19 protein-coding genes and 1 pseudogene are annotated in these 16,921 nt (G+C 34.0%); 6 read left to right on the forward strand and 14 right to left on the reverse strand.

All coding sequences use genetic code 11. From position 1 onward, the window contains the following. Nucleotides 1-157: 157 nt before the first annotated feature. On the forward strand, nt 158-1,183 hold the full coding sequence (gene mnmH / locus ACQV2P_RS06165) for a tRNA 2-selenouridine(34) synthase MnmH (protein ID WP_428874591.1): 1,026 nt from the start codon (nt 158-160) through the stop codon (nt 1,181-1,183). Nucleotides 1,184-1,224: 41 nt separating this feature from the next. Here mnmH and ACQV2P_RS06170 read toward each other — a convergent pair. After that, nucleotides 1,225-2,002, reverse strand: a pseudogene (locus tag ACQV2P_RS06170) (nucleoside phosphorylase). 152 nt (nt 2,003-2,154) lie between these two features. Here ACQV2P_RS06170 and ACQV2P_RS06175 point away from each other — a divergent pair. Next, complete coding sequence (locus ACQV2P_RS06175; RefSeq protein WP_428894758.1) at nt 2,155-2,988, forward strand: hypothetical protein; 834 nt, start codon at nt 2,155-2,157, stop codon at nt 2,986-2,988. 473 nt (nt 2,989-3,461) lie between these two features. Further along, on the forward strand, nt 3,462-4,328 hold the full coding sequence (locus ACQV2P_RS06180; RefSeq protein WP_428894759.1) for a hypothetical protein: 867 nt from the start codon (nt 3,462-3,464) through the stop codon (nt 4,326-4,328). A gap of 603 nt (nt 4,329-4,931) precedes the next feature. Here ACQV2P_RS06180 and ACQV2P_RS06185 read toward each other — a convergent pair. Together ACQV2P_RS06185 and ACQV2P_RS06190 are read right to left on the reverse strand one after the other, a co-directional pair. Then, nucleotides 4,932-5,738, reverse strand: coding sequence for an HNH endonuclease (locus ACQV2P_RS06185; protein WP_428874586.1), 807 nt, complete (start codon nt 5,736-5,738; stop codon nt 4,932-4,934). 185 nt (nt 5,739-5,923) lie between these two features. Next, nucleotides 5,924-7,087 carry an IS256 family transposase gene (locus ACQV2P_RS06190; protein ID WP_428894760.1) on the reverse strand — a complete coding sequence of 388 codons (1,164 nt, stop codon included), beginning with the start codon at nt 7,085-7,087 and terminating at the stop codon, nt 5,924-5,926. A gap of 121 nt (nt 7,088-7,208) precedes the next feature. Between ACQV2P_RS06190 and ACQV2P_RS06195 the strand changes: the two genes are divergently transcribed. Further along, a complete protein-coding gene (locus ACQV2P_RS06195) occupies nt 7,209-8,084 on the forward strand; it encodes a hypothetical protein (protein WP_428894761.1) in 876 nt (291 codons plus the stop codon). A 54-nt stretch (nt 8,085-8,138) separates the two neighbouring features. Here the strand turns inward: ACQV2P_RS06195 and pepI are convergent, their stop codons facing one another. Beyond that, entirely contained in the window at nt 8,139-9,020 is an 882-nt protein-coding gene (gene pepI / locus ACQV2P_RS06200; RefSeq protein ID WP_428894762.1) for a proline iminopeptidase, read from the reverse strand. Between the two features lie 139 nt (nt 9,021-9,159). On the opposite strand from pepI, the gene ACQV2P_RS06205 reads away from it, so the two are divergent. Continuing rightward, nucleotides 9,160-9,465: a DUF4298 domain-containing protein gene (locus tag ACQV2P_RS06205; protein WP_428876155.1), complete on the forward strand. Its 306-nt coding sequence runs from the start codon at nt 9,160-9,162 to the stop codon at nt 9,463-9,465. Between the two features lie 56 nt (nt 9,466-9,521). On the opposite strand, the gene ACQV2P_RS06210 is transcribed toward ACQV2P_RS06205, so the two are convergent. The 7 genes from ACQV2P_RS06210 to ACQV2P_RS06240 all read right to left on the reverse strand — a co-directional run bounded on the left by ACQV2P_RS06210 (nt 9,522) and on the right by ACQV2P_RS06240 (nt 14,148). After that, a complete protein-coding gene (locus tag ACQV2P_RS06210) occupies nt 9,522-9,722 on the reverse strand; it encodes a cold-shock protein (protein ID WP_428894763.1) in 201 nt (66 codons plus the stop codon). A 329-nt stretch (nt 9,723-10,051) separates the two neighbouring features. Then, a complete protein-coding gene (locus tag ACQV2P_RS06215; RefSeq protein WP_428894764.1) occupies nt 10,052-10,684 on the reverse strand; it encodes an ABC-2 transporter permease in 633 nt (210 codons plus the stop codon). Nucleotides 10,685-10,871: 187 nt separating this feature from the next. Next, nucleotides 10,872-11,537 carry an ABC-2 transporter permease gene (locus ACQV2P_RS06220; protein WP_428894765.1) on the reverse strand — a complete coding sequence of 222 codons (666 nt, stop codon included), beginning with the start codon at nt 11,535-11,537 and terminating at the stop codon, nt 10,872-10,874. Continuing rightward, nucleotides 11,534-12,382 carry an ABC transporter ATP-binding protein gene (locus ACQV2P_RS06225; RefSeq protein WP_428875553.1) on the reverse strand — a complete coding sequence of 283 codons (849 nt, stop codon included), beginning with the start codon at nt 12,380-12,382 and terminating at the stop codon, nt 11,534-11,536. The genes ACQV2P_RS06220 and ACQV2P_RS06225 overlap by 4 nt, the downstream gene beginning before the upstream one ends. Next, on the reverse strand, nt 12,369-12,755 hold the full coding sequence (locus ACQV2P_RS06230) for a GntR family transcriptional regulator (protein WP_428874224.1): 387 nt from the start codon (nt 12,753-12,755) through the stop codon (nt 12,369-12,371). Before ACQV2P_RS06230 ends, ACQV2P_RS06225 begins: the two co-directional genes overlap by 14 nt. 108 nt (nt 12,756-12,863) lie before the next feature. Continuing rightward, a complete protein-coding gene (locus tag ACQV2P_RS06235; protein WP_428894763.1) occupies nt 12,864-13,064 on the reverse strand; it encodes a cold-shock protein in 201 nt (66 codons plus the stop codon). 220 nt (nt 13,065-13,284) lie between these two features. Further along, entirely contained in the window at nt 13,285-14,148 is an 864-nt protein-coding gene (locus tag ACQV2P_RS06240) for a GNAT family N-acetyltransferase (RefSeq protein WP_428894766.1), read from the reverse strand. A gap of 185 nt (nt 14,149-14,333) precedes the next feature. On the opposite strand from ACQV2P_RS06240, the gene ACQV2P_RS06245 reads away from it, so the two are divergent. Further along, nucleotides 14,334-15,083: a hypothetical protein gene (locus tag ACQV2P_RS06245; protein WP_428874220.1), complete on the forward strand. Its 750-nt coding sequence runs from the start codon at nt 14,334-14,336 to the stop codon at nt 15,081-15,083. Nucleotides 15,084-15,233: 150 nt separating this feature from the next. On the opposite strand, the gene ACQV2P_RS06250 is transcribed toward ACQV2P_RS06245, so the two are convergent. The 3 genes from ACQV2P_RS06250 to ACQV2P_RS06260 form a co-directional block, all read right to left on the reverse strand. Further along, nucleotides 15,234-15,500 carry a DUF1722 domain-containing protein gene (locus ACQV2P_RS06250; RefSeq protein ID WP_428892987.1) on the reverse strand — a complete coding sequence of 89 codons (267 nt, stop codon included), beginning with the start codon at nt 15,498-15,500 and terminating at the stop codon, nt 15,234-15,236. Between the two features lie 130 nt (nt 15,501-15,630). Then, the gene (locus ACQV2P_RS06255; RefSeq protein WP_428882387.1) at nt 15,631-16,464 is read right to left on the reverse strand and encodes a TspO/MBR family protein; all 834 of its coding nucleotides are present in this window, start codon (nt 16,462-16,464) and stop codon (nt 15,631-15,633) included. A gap of 148 nt (nt 16,465-16,612) precedes the next feature. Next, nucleotides 16,613-16,870: a DUF5960 family protein gene (locus tag ACQV2P_RS06260; protein WP_428874218.1), complete on the reverse strand. Its 258-nt coding sequence runs from the start codon at nt 16,868-16,870 to the stop codon at nt 16,613-16,615. Nucleotides 16,871-16,921 lie beyond the last annotated feature (51 nt).

Consider the following 16,921-nt stretch of genomic DNA (forward strand, 5'->3'; position numbering starts at 1 on the left):
ATAAGCATGCCATTTTAGAAGCACCTTGTGTAACATATGTTTGACAACTCTAGAAGTCTTTCTTCAAGAAAAATAATCTAATCTTTCATTTTATAGTGATTAGATGTAAAATTTAATATTGAACTTATCTATTTAGTAACTAAAGGAAGGTGATCTTTTGAAATATTTAATTTCTTATCAACAATCAAAATCTTTATTAAACCCACTTTGGATAGATGTCAGAAGTCCTAAGGAATTTGCTCAAGGCCACCTTCCAAATGCTATCAATCTTCCTGTTATGGATGATTCAACCCGCCATGAGGTTGGAACACTTTATAGCCAAGGACAGATTGACCAGGCTAAACAAGTTGGTATTAATTTTATGAGTGGTATTTTACCGACCTTTTTTCAGCATATTATAACAGCTAGTCATGGCCATACATTAATTTTCTATTGTAAAAGTGGTGGCTTTCGCTCTTCTTCAATTGTTGGTTTATTAGATGGACTCGGTTTGACTGTCTATCAATTAGCTGGAGGGTACCAAGCTTATCGCCAACGTGTATTAGCTCAACTCGAAGTACTACCTCATCACTTTCAATTCGTATCTTTAGACGGTATGACTGGAACGGGCAAAACCTTGATTTTAAAACACATCGAAGCAATGGGTGGCCAAGTATTAGACTTAGAAGGTTTAGCGAATCATAGAGGGTCGCATTTTGGTCAGATTGGATTGGGTCAACAACCTAGCCAAGCTAATTACGAGGCAGCCCTAATTAACAAACTTGAATCATTCCAACCAGGCATTGTTTTTATCGAAGGAGAAAGTGCTAGCATTGGTAAGGTGCACACCCCCCACACCCTTTATCAAGCATATAAACAATCCCCCCATCAAGTCTACATTGATTCACCAATAGATTTACGAATTGAACGAATCGAAGATGAATATATTAATGCTTCTGATCAAAAAAATTTAGCAGAGATTAAAGAAAGCTTGAACAGAATGGATAAGATGAACCCGCAACGCAAGGCTATGCATATAGAATCCCTTAATCAAGGTGACTATGCATCCGTCATTAAAGATCTCATCCTTTCATACTATGATCAACACTACACACTTAAAAATAAAAATTTTGAATATCAGATCATTAATTATTCTTCGCTGGATACTGCACGTGCTTTAATCGACCTTTACGACGTTTTATAGTGAAAAAGCAGCGACCTTTTTGTCGCTGCTTTTGTTTTAGTCTACTTCCATATTAAAGCAAACTCAATTGCTATTTGAGCAATGAAAGCCTTAGAATCTAAGGCAAGATGATCGGATAAAGAACGGGCTGTCCCAAGCTTCTTCACTCAAATGATCGGCAGCATAAAAGAAGTGACACACTTCAACTGATCGCAATTGAGCCCAGGCGGCTACGGCTGAACATTCCATATCGACACAGATACAGCCTTGCTCTTTTCGTTTTTTATACCGATCAATTGTTTCTCTGAAAATAGCATCCGTTGTCCAGGCCTTACCAATACGCGATGAAACCCCTTTTTGATTGAGGTATGATTGAAAATCTTCTAAGCTCCTTTTATTTACATCCAATTCATAGCTTGGTTTAAGATAGTGGAAAGAGGTTCCTTCATCACGCACCGCTCGATTTGGAATAATAATTGATACCTCTTCAATACTAGAGTCTAGCACACCACAGGTTCCAAATAAAACGAGGCGTTTCATACCCATTGCCCATAGGTGCTCCAGGACGCCTACACAAGCCGGACTTCCTACTTGAGAATTGAAAGCAGCAATCGTTTGTTTTCCAATTTGTAGCCGATAAATGGGAATCTCGCCATGAGCAGTAGAAGTGGAAGCAATCGCTTCATGTGGATAATCACTGATCATTCTTTGGAAAGTTAAGCAGGAAAAGCAAGAAACTACTGTGTCTGGAAAATTTACTACTTTCTCTGTGACTTCTTTAGGGTTAATAATAGCTTGGGGATTATGATCCCATTCATGTAAAGGTAAGTGGCTATTCATATCCTTCCTCCCAATTTTTTTCTATCTTACTAAATACTCTAGTTGTTAACAAGAGAAAGATAACTTTTCGCTATCCTTTGCAATCAATTTAATTAGTAGTTGATTGCTCTCTTCTATTTATCTATACTTAAAAAATAAAGGAGTGATAATTAATGAAGAAAAGGTTCAGTTTCCCTTTAATCTTTCTAGTAGGTATAGTGGCATCCCTTTTACTTCCTACCCATGCTCATGCTCAAAATAATAATTATTTCATTGAAGAGCATGCCCACGCTAAACCTAGTAAGAAAGACACTAATGTATTACTTAAACAAATTCAAACGGAAAACCGCTCCGTTGATTCAGTTACTCAAAACGTCGGACTTTATGTTGTCACCGCATCCGGTGAAGAGGAAAATTATTTTAGCCAAGCCGCAACGATTGAATTGCTCTTTGGAAACAATCAAACTATTCAAGGCGCTTATCTGTATTCTGAATATGACGAAAACGATCAGTTTCGCTATGAAGAGACTTTCTTGCCATCGAATAAAAAAGCGGTTTGGACGCGCTCTTCTGAAAATGAGGACTGGGTAGATCTATTAAAAGATTCGCTCGAACAAGAGGATTATTATGCTAACCCCAATTATCATCTTTTGCTTGAAACAATCATGGGGATGGCAGATAAACTAAAATTTTATGAAGATGAAACATCCTATCTATTATTTAATGACAACCAAACGCTAAATCTTTTTGATAAATTTCAGCCACATTATAGCCTATCTATTTCGGGTCTTGATTCAGATGATTTAATTACAGATATTTTGGTGACTTTTGATAAAGAAACTTTATTGCTTCAAGAATTTAATCTCTTATCTTACTATGAAGGTGACGAAGGATATGTCGAATTTAATGTGCTTTCATATATGGATCGGTGGAATGAATTTAGTAACGAAGATTTCTTCATGGAATCAGAAGATGACTTGGAAAATTTGGATGAATTGACTATTTAAATAAGTAAACAGCCCTAGCTAATGTCCTTGAGCATTGGCTAGGGTTTTTTAAGCGCCGTTAATAATTATTACTTTGATTCAAAGGATTTAAATAGATAGATTGTGCTGTTTCTTCAAAGCATTGTTTGTATTTCATTAAAGCAATGAATAAGAAAAAAATTTGACCAAAGGCAACCCCTTAAAATTTCTCTTGCCCAATAATTGAATAAGAGCATGAGTTTTTTCAATAGATATGATCGGTTAGCTAAAAAGTTCCCTCATGAATATAATTTAAAGTTTGCTCAAAGAGTGCATAAAGAATTTATGGTCGAACCAGAAGTCTATTAAAGTGCGCGATCAGCAGATGAAAAGAAATAAAATTATGGATAGTCTTGCTAATTAGGTTAAATAATAAGTGGGGCACTACTGCAATAGTAGATAAACACTATTATTTTATTTATAATTTAGACATAACTATAAAGGAGTGATTAGCAATGAAAGTAACGCGCGATTTCTACCGATTTGTAGTACTATTTATTGCCGTGTCCCTGCTACTCCCTGTTAAAGTAAATGCTAACAGTGATAATTTTTTTGCAGACTTCATAAATGAAGCAGAGCCTAGTCAATACGTCGCTAAAGAATTATTTGAGAAAATTGAAGCGGCAAATGATCAAGTTTCTTCCGTTAAAGAAAATGTCAGCCTTCATTCTGCTGTCGAAACAGATAAAGAAAACAACTATTCTCATCAGTGGGCACTTTTAGACTTACTCTTTAATTCAGATCAAGCTATTAAAGCGGCTATTTTATACGCTGAGTACGAAGACAACGATCAAATCTTTTTTGAGGAGACCTTTCTACCCTCTGATGAAAAAGCAGTTTTAACACGTTCCTCTGAAAACGATGAATGGATCAATCAAATAGCAGAGTCTTCTGAAGAATTAGACTATTTTGCTAATCCACACTATCATTTATTAATAGACTCAATCGTAAATGTTTCTGAGGATTTAAAAGTGTACGAGGACGAAAATAACTACATCTTTTTAAACAATAGTCATGATATTAATCTTTTTGATGAATTTCAATCACACTATGATTTATATGTTACTGGACTTAATCCTGAAGATTTAACGACTGATATAATGGTTCGCTTCGATAAAGAAACCTTATTATTAAAAGAATTTTCTTTCATTTCATATTATAGAAACAATAATGATTATATCGAAATCAGCGTAAATACACTGATGGAAATGTGGAATGAATATCATGAAGATATGTTTAAGAAAGAAATCATAGATAATACCTATGACCTTGAGCAAGAATTAGAGGATATAAGAGACTCTATGAATCCAGATGATATCTAATTACAATCGTTCATAATGAAAGCTTACGCAAATTTGTATGCCGACCCCCAAAAGTTAGAGTTACAAAACTCTCTTTTGGGGGTCACTTAATTGGATGGTGAGTATAATTTTTATTATCGTTTAACGATGATTGCGGCTGGTCCCCACGATCGCCTGAACAACGGCGTAAGATACTACATGTCCTTCATTTAATATTTTGAATTCATCTTCCAAGATTGCGGAAAACTCTTCCCCCTTCGCCAATCCTACGCTCTCGTATATCTTTCTGGTAAATACTTTTTCACTCTAATCGTTCAGCTGTAGGTTCAATGGTTTGTTTGACACCAAGATATAGACTCGCATAAATAGCACGGATTTCTTTATCTTCAAAAAAACTGCCAACTCCTCAATCAATTTTTTCCTTCAACCGTTAAAGGCGCTTGTCCATTTTTAACAGTAAGATCTCGGATTGAAAGTCTAACTATATAGATTCTCCTCAGATTTAATTAATCCTTTCGATTTGCTCATTCACGTCTTCAGGTTGATATTCTCTTTAGAATTTGAATCAATTCATACAAAGTTAAGTGTATATCCACAAAATGCTCTCCATAAAATTTAAGATACTTAATAGTATTCTAGTAACTCGGATAATGTTAAATCAATTCCTCGTTTTTTATAAAAATCTTTTCTTTCATTATATAATTTCTTAATAATTGTCTTTTTATCATTTTCACGTCCATGGTGCAGTTGCATATGACATGTGGGACATAAACACACAATATTTTCTGGGAAATCAATAGAGTAATCATAATTTAATTCAGCAAACATTGGTAATAAATGATGAGCCTCCATATAAGGCTTATTATTTTTAGTAAGAAAGGTTTTATGTTTTTTATTCACTTCACATTTCCAACCAGCATTTTCCTTTGCTTTTTGGGCATAATAACTATTTCTTGGAATTGTTTTTGAATCATATTTCTTGGGTTTCTTCTCCAATTTACCTTCAGGAATCTTTTTATCGGATGTATTGAAAGAATTTGATAGTTCTATAATTAATGAATCTTCTTGAGATTCTGTCAAAAAGTAATAAAATTTAAAAAAATGCATATAACTATTTAAAGTTGCATTAGGATATCTATTCTCTGCGAGATTATAAATTCTAAAACTTTCATGAAAGTCGGTATTTAATCTACTTATATTGTGAAAAGTATTTAAATCAAAAAATGAATTGATTTTATAATTGAATGTTTTTTCTGAAATAATTCCTAGTCTTATTAAATAATTTGTATAGGATCTACTTTTACCACTCGAAAGGTTTGTATTTGTGTGATTCAATATGTAATTGTAAAATATTTCTAGTTCATTTTTCAACCGTGCTTTAAAATGGATAAACCGAGTATCTGATGCAGGAATTTTGACAAAATTTTCCAATAGATTCTTCCTTTCAATAAAATGTTTACAATCCCCATAGTTTAATATTTAAATTAAAATTAAAATAAATAAAATATAATTATCCTGTTAATTTTCTCCATTAATCTACCAAGTTGTTTTAATTACAATTCGTCGATAAAGTCCATATAATTGTGTAAAATAACTTAGTACAATGTTCATCACCATTAAAGCCTCATATAAGCCCTTGAAGAAGTAATCCATTCTTCGTGGATGTGCATTAATACAGAGCCAATTAATCGATTAGCTGAGTCGACATTTGGAAAGATTCGTACCACTTTCTCTCTACGACGTACTTCTTGATTCAATCGTTCTAAAAGGTTTGTACTTCGTAATCGAGAGTGGGCTGTTCCAATAGCGACATATTGGAATCCATCTTCAAAACCTTCATCCAAAACTTGGCATGCTTTCGCATATCGGGCTTGTATCTCAAATTCCTCAAGGATTTCTTGTTTTAGTTTTCGTGCTTCTTCAAGATTAGTCATTCGAAACACAGCTTTAACTTGCTCTCGAAAGAGCTGAGAATCTTTCTTTGGAATGCTGGCGAAGATGTGTCGTAAGAAATGTACTTGGCACCTTTGCCAGGATACATTCGTGAATTCTTTTTTGATGGCTGTTACAAGGCCTTTATGGGCATCGGAAATAATGAGTTTAACACCTTGTAAATGACGTTCTTTTAAGTACTCGAAGAAATGTGTCCATGTTTGTTCACTCTCACCATCTTGGATGAGAAATCCTAAGACTTCTCTTTCTCCAGATTCACTAAAACCGATGGCGATATGGCAGCTTTTAGAAACAACTCGATTATTTTCACGCACTTTAATATAAAGCACATCTGTCATGAGATAGGGATAGCTTTTCTCAAAAGGTGCAATTTGCCATGCTTTGACAACCTCGTCTAATTCTTTAGTAAGATTAGAAACAAAGGACTTAGAGACTTGTTTACCACATAGTTCTTCGACGATTTGGCTGACTTTTCGAGTCGAAACACCTGAAACATACATCTCGAGCATAGACGCTAAAAGAGCTTTTTCAAGTCTTTGATATCTTTCAAAGATATCTGTTGAAAACTGACCATCCCTTGAGCGTGGGACACGAAGAGTAAGAGTACCCACTCGCGTTGTGTCCGTTCTATCGCAGTAGCCATTACGTTGACTCACACGTTCTTCACCGCGTTCAAACTCACCAACACCAATGTATTGATCGCGTTGGTTTTCCATCAGTTGATTAAATAACGTTGTTAGTAAGTTTTTGGCAAGATCATCAGAAACCGAACGATTAATAAGTTTTTGAATCTCGTCTGGATTTAAAGTAAAATGTATTTGGGTCATGACAGTCCTCCTGGGTATGTTTTCTTAGTCAAAAACATTGTACCGTAAAAGGACGTTTCATGACCTTTTTTACTTTTACACAATTATATGGACTTTATCCATAACTATAAGGGAGTGATTAATGATGAAAGTAAAGTCTTTTTTCAACCGACTTGTTGTGCTGCTCTTCGCTGTATCCATGCTATCACCTATTAAGACACATGCTCAGATTAATAATTATTTTGAAGATTTTATGACTGAAGCTAAACCTAGTCGAAAAACTGCTACAGAATTGTTTGAGGAAATTAAAATCGCCAATGAGAAAGTCACTTCCGTAACAGAAAATGTAAGTCTTTATTCTATAGTCAAAACAGAGGACGAATATACTTTTTCACAACAGTGGGCACTGCTCGACCTACTTTTTGATCAAGTTCAAGCGATTAAAGCGGCTATCCTTTATTTTGAAACTGAAGAAAATGATCAATTCTACTTTGAAGAGACCTTCTTGCCTTCAGATGAAAAAGCAGTATTAGTTCGTTCCTCTAAAAATGATCAATGGGTCAATCAAATGCAAGATTCCTCTGATGGAATAGAATATTTTGCTAACCCTAACTACCACTTATTAATGGATTCACTAGTAAATATTTCAGATGGCTTGCAAGTGTTTGAGAACGAAACCCATTATATTTTTTTAAACAATGGTCAAGACATAAACCTTTTTGATGAATTTCAACCACACTTTGATTTGTATGTAAACGGAATTGACTCAAAAAATTTCACAACTGATATTATGGTCAGCTTTGATAAAGAAACTTTATTACTAAAAGAATTTTCTTACATTTCATATTATGATAAAAATAACGAATACTTAGAAATTAGTGTGAACACTATCATGGAAAGCTGGAATGAATATCACGAAGATATGTTTAAAAAAGAAGTCATAGATAATACTTTTGACCTTGAACAAGAATTAGAAGAAATAAGAGATTCAATGAATCTAGATGATATGGAATTATAAATTTTTAAAGAGGCCAAGCAAATGTGCTTAGGCTCTTTAAATTTAATTGGGAATTTAATCTTTTTGGTTCATCCAAGCTCTTAAAACATTAATGTATTTTTCCGTTTCATCAATGTAACACATATGTCGACTATACTGGAACAACTCCCATTCAGCATTGGGTAGATTATCATACAAAGTTTTAGCAATGTATGGAGAAGAAAGATCCATAGCCCCACTGATCACTAAGGATGGTTGTACGATTTCCCTTAAGTGCTCCGTATATTCAAAGCCAGACAAAGTCCCAGTCGGCGTAAATTCATTAGGCCCCCAACCCACTAGATAAGCTTCTGAACCAGCTGCCTTTTCTCTTTTTAGGCAAGCAGGTGAATCTTCAGTGACTGGACCACAACAATATCTTTCCATAAACACATTAAGTGCTTCAAGATAATCCGGTGATTGGTAATTGCCGCTTTCTTCAGCCATTAATATCGCTTGACGATAGACTTCTGGCATTAGATTCACTCGGCGCATCCCTTCTTGGCGCCAAAGCTTGGCGGATGAAAGCGTTGATGAAAAGATATAAGATTTTATCCCCTCGGGTTGTTCTTCAATCTGATAAATTTGTTGCAGCATCCCACCCCAAGATTGTCCTAAAATATGAACTTGGTCTAATTTTAAATAATCTCTTAGAGCAATTAGTTCTTCTTTCCACACCTGTGCGGTAAATAATTCAGGATGCCCTTCAACCATCGATAAACCACAACCAATTTGATCATACATAACCAATGGACGATCATCTAATTCAGCAAGTGGGTCTAAAACTTCCAAATAATTGTGAGTAGATCCCGGCCCTCCATGGAGTAAGAGTAGAGGTGGTTTGCTGCCTGCTTGATTTACAACGCGGTAATAGGTTTCATGCCCTTTGAAAGGCATCTTTCCTTCAATAATCTTCATAACCCTGCCTCCTTTTAGTGTTCTCTTTCTATTATTACCTAAATAAACTGTCCCTGCCACTTTTGTTTCACTCTTTTTAGCGCAAGGTTAATAAATTGATGATAAAATAATAATAATAATTCGTTTAGGGGGATATAAAATGGATAAGATTGATCATTTTATCGAAATGGAAACAAACTATTTAGCCGTTGACCAATCTGTTAATCAATTAATGGATCAACTCGATGCGTTCCAAGGCCAAATCGAAAAAATAGCAAAGCTCATTGACTATTATGGTAGTCAAGAATGGTATGAACATCTTGAAATGGAAAAAAGAGAATTGTTACCGAGTGATTCTACACGAGCTATTCTCGGCGAAGATTATGCTTATGAAACATTGGGAAATCTCAGACAATGCGCGCTTCAAATGTTAGAAATCAGTACGGAGATTTTTAAAATTTATTAATCTCTTAAAGTACAAACAAAAAAGCCCACCAACAAAGCTGGTGGGTCTAAATTATATTATAGTTTTACAATATTTGCGGCTTGGTCGCCACGATCGCCTGAAACAATATCGTAAGACACTGCTTGGCCTTCATCTAATGTTTTGAAGCCGTCTCCAGAAACAGCTGAGAAATGTGCAAAAACATCTTTCCCATCTTGTCCTTCGATGAAACCAAAACCTTTATCGGCATTAAACCATTTTACTGTACCTGTATTCATATATAAATCCTCCTGTGTGCGTCTTAAGCACTTTGTATTGCAATAACTAAATAATTAAAAAGAAGATTTACATTTGTTGAATGGAAATGACTTAATTAACTTATTTCTTTATTACTTACCTAGTATAGTTCATAAATAGTGATCTGTCAAATTTTATTTGAAAGTAAATGATGCTTTAATAAAATTAGCTGGAAAGTCAAGCGGCTGTAAGCCAATTGAAATGATACAAATTATTAAATAACTGTTTTAATATCCTATATATTATTACTCGATGAAATGTTTCAGCTGAAAACACTTAAATGATTGTCGAATTTTACTCCCTTGTTCATTTAATAGTCACGTCTTCTCATAATCTTCATACTTATAATTAAGGAAGCAAAATAAGTAAAACTCATGACTAGTATGGAAGTAAAGAGTTGGCTCCATTTATTTGAAAAGAAATTTTTCAAAATCCTGTATAAATCTGTTGAAATTATCTTTTCACTGAATAAAAAGAGAACCACTCCAACAATACAAAGGACTAAAAAGCTAAAGATTATTAATAGTGTCCCTTCTGAGCCAAATTTTAATTGAATAGGTAACAGTATCAAAACCAGGATTGAGCTAACAGCCAAAATCATTAGTATCGTCAAAAGATTGTCTATAAAATTGAAAGTTTGTGGACTTTGAAAATAAGCAACGAGTGAAGTCAAATAAACTTCAAAAACTAATAAACCTATTAACCCTATGATTAAGGAAAAGTATTTTGAATATACATAATCTTGGCGGGTATATGGTAGGGTCAAAAGCATTGGCATCCCATTTTCCCTCTCATCATAAGTCATGGGTGACAGTATCAAAGATAAGATTGAAACTGAAATAACACTTATCAAAGCCAGGTCACCAGATTTAATATACAAGATAATGAAAATCATTATTATTGGTAAAAAATATGTAACTTGGTCTTGCGAATTAATAGCCAATCTTTATATATCAAACCTTTCATAAGCCACCACCTCCTTTTATTAATTTTACATCGCTTTACACTGATTATTTATTCGTGGAGAACATCGAAAAGGGGCATTGATTTTCTAAGCTGAATTTTAATATGAATGACTTAAGTGAACGTTTAATCTTGATCAATGACATTTCTATACTTGCCTTCACAATTTAATACTCCCGCTTTTGCATAATTCTGCTACTTATATAATAGGATATGCCCATCATTCCTGCTATCACTAGTATAAATAAAAAGAAAACATTCCAATCATTTGCTAAGAAATTTTGCAAGAACTGTATTTGATCCAATGAAATTAACTTAAACTCCTTAATAAGATAAAGAACTCCCATTATTCCTCCAAATAATAAGCCACCTACTACCATCATGGCAATCATTGCTTTTTTAACACCATATTTTAAATAAATGGGAAGCAAAATCCAACACATAGCAGAAGATACCACTAAAGTACTCAATATTTCAAGAAAGTTGTCAGTAAAAGAAAATTCTTCAATATTTTTGAAGGTAGCCATACTGGTGATTAAGCCCACTTCAAAAATCAATAAAGTAACGATGGTTATAACTGCAAACAAATATTTTGAACGCACATAGTCTTGCCGTGTATACGGTAGCGATAAAAGCATGGGCATGCCATTATCATACTCATCGTAAGAAATAGTCGAAATAATGGAGAATAGACCTACCATCGAGGTGTAAGTCATAAAAAATAATTTATCGTCCTCACTATAAAGCACAATGATTCCTACCACTACTGGTATCATAAATTGCAGACCCATCTTACGAATTAGTAGCCAATCTTTATAAAGCAATCCTTTCATTTGCGACCACCTACCATTAATTTAATTAAATCATCCACCGAAGCTTTTTCGATAATTACTTGTGGATAATTTTCCAAATAAAACTGTCTTTGATTGGTTAAGCAGCAATAACCATAATTTGTCTGATCAATCTTAATGATATGCGATTGATCGATCTGATCCAGTTCTTCTTGACGAAGCTTTAAAATACCATAGCTAGATAAAAGTTGATCCATTTCCTCGTACATAACTATTTTACCTTGATCGATAAGGTAGAAATCATCGCAAATCCCTTCCAAATCTGTGGCAATATGGGAAGAAATTAAAATGCTCGTTTGCGGAGACTCGTCTAAGTATTCACGCAAAATATCTAATATTTCTTCACGCGCCACTACATCCAACCCTGAGGTCGGCTCATCCATTATTAAAAATTGAGCTTTATGCGAAATGGCCGTAATTACTTTCATTTTTGCCTGCATACCTGTCGAAAATTTTTCAAACTTTTTATCCCACGTTAAGCCTTGCTGGTCTACAAAATGTCTAAACATGGCCTCATCAAAGTTTCGATAGCTACGCTTTAAGATAGCTAAAACATCTTTACAATTCATCACTCGACTAAAATTGGAATCCGACAAAACGACCCCCAACTTCTCCTTGTCATGACCAGATAACTGATTAACCGGACGCCCAAAAAGTTCAACTTCCCCTTGATCAGGAAAGATCAAACCAAGAATCGCCTTAATCGTCGTTGTCTTGCCAGATCCGTTCCTACCCAAAAAGCCAGTTACCATTCCTTCTTTAACTTGCAAACTGCAATCGAGCTGAAAAGAACCGTAATTTTTCTTTAAATGATTAACTTTTAACATCCCAATCCCCCATTAATAAATCAAATATGGACTGCATTTCATCTTTACTTAAGTGAAAAAGTTGTGCTTTCTCAATTGCTTGAGCCATTATAGCTTCCACTTGCATCAACTGTTCATTACGTAAAAGTTCTTGATTGGCTTCTAAAACATAGGAGCCTTTACCATGAATTGTCTCAATAAACCCTTCTCTCTCCAATTGGTCATAAGCTTTTTTGACCGTTAGCGCACTGATCTTCAATTCCTTAGAAAGGGATCTCACGGAAGGAAGCGCACTTGCAGTCGGTATTTCTCCTGCTAGAATCATTGCAGTTATCTGGTCTACAATTTGTTCATAAAGAGGAGTCATACTTGTATTATCGATAATTATTTGCATGCATTTTGCCCCTTTCATAAACAGTGTATAACAGTATATAACACTTGTCAATCCTTTTATAAAAAAACACAAAAAAACCACCAGCAAAGCTGGTGGGTTTAAATTATATTAAAGTTTTACGATGTTTGCGGCTTGGTCGCCACGATCGCCTGAAACAATATCGTAAGACACTGCTTGGCCTTCATCTAATGTTTTGAAGCCGTCTCCAGAAACAGCTGAGAAATGTGCAAAAACATCTTTCCCATCTTGTCCTTCGATGAAACCAAAACCTTTATCGGCATTAAACCATTTTACTGTACCTGTATTCATATATAAATCCTCCTGTGTGCGTCTTAAGCACTTTGTATTGCAATAACTAAATAATTAAAAAGAAGATTTACATTTGTTGAATGGAAATGACTTAATTAACTTATTTCTTTACTACTCACCTAGTATAGTCCAAAATTATTGATCTGTCAAACTTTATTTGAAAGTAAATGATGCTTTCATAAATTAAGAGCTAAAAAGTCAAGTGGCTGTACTAAATGTTCTATTTTTTAAGTTCTAAGTGGACAATACGAGTGATTTCCTTAAACCCTAACTTTTTATAAAGATTAAATGCAGTTTGGTTATCTGCTTCAACTGTTAAGTGGAAAGGCTTATGATTTGATTGAATCAAATCATTAATTGTTTGCTTCATTAGGTAAGTGGCAATTCCCTGCCCTTGAAAATTCGAGTCCACTGCAACACCAAATAAATAATTGACATCTGAGCTTTGGTCAGCAGAAATGGATGCAACTACATACCCTTGGCATAGGGCTACATAGATGGGGCTTTCTTGGTTTGCTACTGTTTCTCTAGCATATCGTAGGCTCAGCTCATAATCATCCTCAAAGCTTTCGGATTGAAAGCGAGCAATTTCCTCTACATGTTCCTCAGAAGCAATCAGAACTTTAATATCAAAACGTTCTTCAACTAAGTAAGGACTTGTCCCATAAGCCATTAATACTTCCTCATCTGTTAACAATAAGTTTAAAGAGACTAAAAATTTTGGATTTTCATCTATAAATATGCGTTCCGTTTTAAAAGTAAGAGATTTAATTCCATAAGAAGCAGTTTCTGATTGAAAGTTTTCGTAAAGTTTAGATGCTATGCCCTTGCGTCGATAGTTTGGATCGACAATTATTGAAAGTTCCGCTTCAGCATCATCGGCATAAACTGCTAATAAACCTATCATTTTCCGATCTTTATAGGCCGTAAAAAAACTAGGCATTGATCGATCAAAATTGTATCGATTAAATAGATACGGATCAGAAAAGGTTCGATCCACTTGATGTTTGTGTGTTAAAAGATCTTTTGCTGCTTGTATGTCGTTATTAGATAGATTTTGTTTACTTTGATAATGAATATTCATCTTACACACCCTTTTTAGCTAAGAATTAAATTTATTGCTTGATAATTTTAAGCTGAATAATCTGATTTAATGTTATAGATTTATATATCAATCTTTCTTCTATATTACATTAAAGTGAAAGTTGTTGCTATTTGATAACTTGTATAGCATATTATAAATAACAAATCATTTGAGAGGTGGTCACTATGAAGAATAAATTTTTTATTAAAGTCCTCTGTTTAACATTAGGAATTATGACAGTAACCCTTGAGGCCAGTGCTGAAAATAAAGAAAAAGAGAGAATTCCTGCAAAAATTCAATCCAGTTTGAAACTAGAAAAAAAAGAAACTGCTAAAGCAGGGGCGATGACCGAACAATTAATCAAGGATGGCAATTCAAAAGTCACAAAGTATGATAAGAAGAACAAAGACTATCAAAATCAAGAAGCCATCATTCCAAAAAACTATTTAGACGTTATGCATACCGAGGGAAAAGTTTTAGGAAAAAACCCCAATACCATCGAATCAAATGGGATCGTCGTCGAATATATTCCTTTAGAAGATAATACAGGCAGTAAAGATGACTTTGACCAAGTGAATGATGTATTAGGGATAGATGGTGTTCCTCAAGTTGGAATGAATGGTATCCGTACCTTTTTTGGCCATTATTATGACCATATTAATACAGGAGCTTTTGCTCCCTTTGCTAGCAACAATTATTTTGAACCGGGTAATGAATTTATTGTTACAGATAAGGACGGAATATCCAAAGGCTATGAAATCACAGCAATCATTCCCATTCAAACCGACTTCCAATATAACTATTTCTATAATGAAGATTCTATTCCCTTCCTTGCCTATTACGGAAATGGCGATGACATGGCTGCCTTTATGACTTGTCGTTGGGATAAAGCTATTGGCCAAATGGATTTTGCTATAGCTTATCGCATTTGGTAGATATCAACCTTCAAATTAACTCTAATTAATTTTGACCTTCCTTTTGGAAGGTTTTTTCTAATAAAAAGAGCCTTTCACCTTTCAATCCAAGTTAAAAACTTAAATTAAATGAGTAGAAGACTCTAATTGGAAATTTATTTAAATTCGCTTTTATTTTAGTAAAGTCGATGCCTGCAAATAAGAATTGGTGTATCGCTCAAGTAAATGGTTGATATATTTAATGACATCATTTGGTTCGATTTTTCCTTGTGGATAGACCTCTAAGCTGCTTAAAAAATCATCTTTTTCCTGCTGATTGGCTTGTTTTTCAAAATAAGCCCATCCATGAAGCAAGGCATTTACGCTTTGCTTTTGGTTTTCTGGCATTTTTCGGCAATATCTTTTTTCCACGAACATATTCGAGGTCAACATGATCATTTTTAAGGTGCTCTTTAATCTCTAAGTAAATATTTTGTAATTTAGAAAGAACTAAATACTTATTTCTTCTCCAAAGAGATTGACTTTCTTTTTTTGAAATTTTGACCCACCATATTTGTTCCCTTTCTACTCATTGATTTTGGCTGTTTACATCCTTTGGGAAGATGCTATTTTTATTCCTAACAAACCGATAGATAGCCGATACTACTAAGATAGCTAAACCAGCTAATAAGACAGCTTTAATACTTGTTACTAATTCCGGACTATGTACACCTTCTTCATAATTACTATAAATGCCATAGAAAGCCCAAGCTATTGAGATAGGAAAGAAAGCATTCTTATACATAAAGACATAGCCTACAACGAAAACAATGGCAATAATAATAACCACCAATGACCACACTGAATCTGAGATACCAAAGCCATCCCAGCCTATTTTGACTAAGAAAATAGAGATGTTTAAAAAAGTTGCGATTAAAACCCAAGCAGCATAGAGTGTAAAAGCGTAAGCTGGTAAATTATAAGAAATATTTTTACTGTTATAATTAATTTTTTCAATCAGTTTCATTAATGCTAAGAGTAATATAAAAATCATCACAACAGAAAGACCTATCAATTCGTATGAAAAACTAAAGATCCAACCCATATTAAAAAGACAGGAAACGATAAATAAAGGAGAAATCAGTGAAATAGTATGCATAATTTTTTTATCATCACGCTTAAAGGCTAAATAAGTCAGCGTGATTAACACTAAGGTGTAAATCACACCCCATATACTAAAAGCAAAACCAGCGGGAGTAATCAGTGTTGTATATTTAGCAGATACTTCTTGCTGGCTCATATCATTAATTAAACCTGATCCCCCCAAATAATTGACAAATATGGTAAGAAAAAAAGAGATGAAATCAGCTATTATCCAAAAATTTGTTCTATTAACAGCTTGACTCTTTGTTTGTTCTAACATATTTATCATTCCTTTTTACATTTTAAACTAACGACCTTTAGATACCCCTCAACTCAATTCAATTCAATTCAAAAAAACGTTTCCACTTTGATTATAACATCTTTACTTATTAATAATATGTTCTGCATGTTTGTCCATTAAATAAATTTTAAAACAAATCACAGCCACGATATTCATAGAACTTATCAACTACACGAAAATAAAAACAATGATTTTTGCCGTCTAAACTTTTTGCTCGAGGTAAGATAAAAAATGTTATCTCATCTCTTTGCATCATCTTAATAATGCTGTCGATTACACAATAAAGAGGCAAACCTACAGCTGAATATCTCATATAATCTTCTTCTAATTGTCGATAGGCCAAATCAAAAAAATTAATTTCCAGCGCTTGTTCTTCCTTCAACATCGAATCACCTCTTCAACATTATAGAACGTATGTTCGTTTTTTTCAAGAGGT

Source organism: Facklamia sp. P12932, assembly GCF_050409545.1.
GTDB lineage: Bacteria > Bacillota > Bacilli > Lactobacillales > Aerococcaceae > Facklamia.

Coding starts and splice junctions, on each gene's coding strand:
- ACQV2P_RS06175 (WP_428894758.1), top strand. CDS start 2,155: ATGAAGAAAAGGTTCAGTTTCCCTTTAATCTTTCTAGTAGGTATAGTG.
- ACQV2P_RS06180 (WP_428894759.1), top strand. CDS start 3,462: ATGAAAGTAACGCGCGATTTCTACCGATTTGTAGTACTATTTATTGCC.
- ACQV2P_RS06190 (WP_428894760.1), bottom strand. CDS start 7,087: ATGACCCAAATACATTTTACTTTAAATCCAGACGAGATTCAAAAACTT.
- ACQV2P_RS06195 (WP_428894761.1), top strand. CDS start 7,209: ATGATGAAAGTAAAGTCTTTTTTCAACCGACTTGTTGTGCTGCTCTTC.
- pepI (WP_428894762.1), bottom strand. CDS start 9,020: ATGAAGATTATTGAAGGAAAGATGCCTTTCAAAGGGCATGAAACCTAT.
- ACQV2P_RS06205 (WP_428876155.1), top strand. CDS start 9,160: ATGGATAAGATTGATCATTTTATCGAAATGGAAACAAACTATTTAGCC.
- ACQV2P_RS06210 (WP_428894763.1), bottom strand. CDS start 9,722: ATGAATACAGGTACAGTAAAATGGTTTAATGCCGATAAAGGTTTTGGT.
- ACQV2P_RS06220 (WP_428894765.1), bottom strand. CDS start 11,537: ATGAAAGGATTGCTTTATAAAGATTGGCTACTAATTCGTAAGATGGGT.
- ACQV2P_RS06225 (WP_428875553.1), bottom strand. CDS start 12,382: ATGTTAAAAGTTAATCATTTAAAGAAAAATTACGGTTCTTTTCAGCTC.
- ACQV2P_RS06230 (WP_428874224.1), bottom strand. CDS start 12,755: ATGCAAATAATTATCGATAATACAAGTATGACTCCTCTTTATGAACAA.
- ACQV2P_RS06235 (WP_428894763.1), bottom strand. CDS start 13,064: ATGAATACAGGTACAGTAAAATGGTTTAATGCCGATAAAGGTTTTGGT.
- ACQV2P_RS06240 (WP_428894766.1), bottom strand. CDS start 14,148: ATGAATATTCATTATCAAAGTAAACAAAATCTATCTAATAACGACATA.
- ACQV2P_RS06245 (WP_428874220.1), top strand. CDS start 14,334: ATGAAGAATAAATTTTTTATTAAAGTCCTCTGTTTAACATTAGGAATT.
- ACQV2P_RS06250 (WP_428892987.1), bottom strand. CDS start 15,500: ATGATCATGTTGACCTCGAATATGTTCGTGGAAAAAAGATATTGCCGA.
- ACQV2P_RS06255 (WP_428882387.1), bottom strand. CDS start 16,464: ATGTTAGAACAAACAAAGAGTCAAGCTGTTAATAGAACAAATTTTTGG.
- ACQV2P_RS06260 (WP_428874218.1), bottom strand. CDS start 16,870: ATGTTGAAGGAAGAACAAGCGCTGGAAATTAATTTTTTTGATTTGGCC.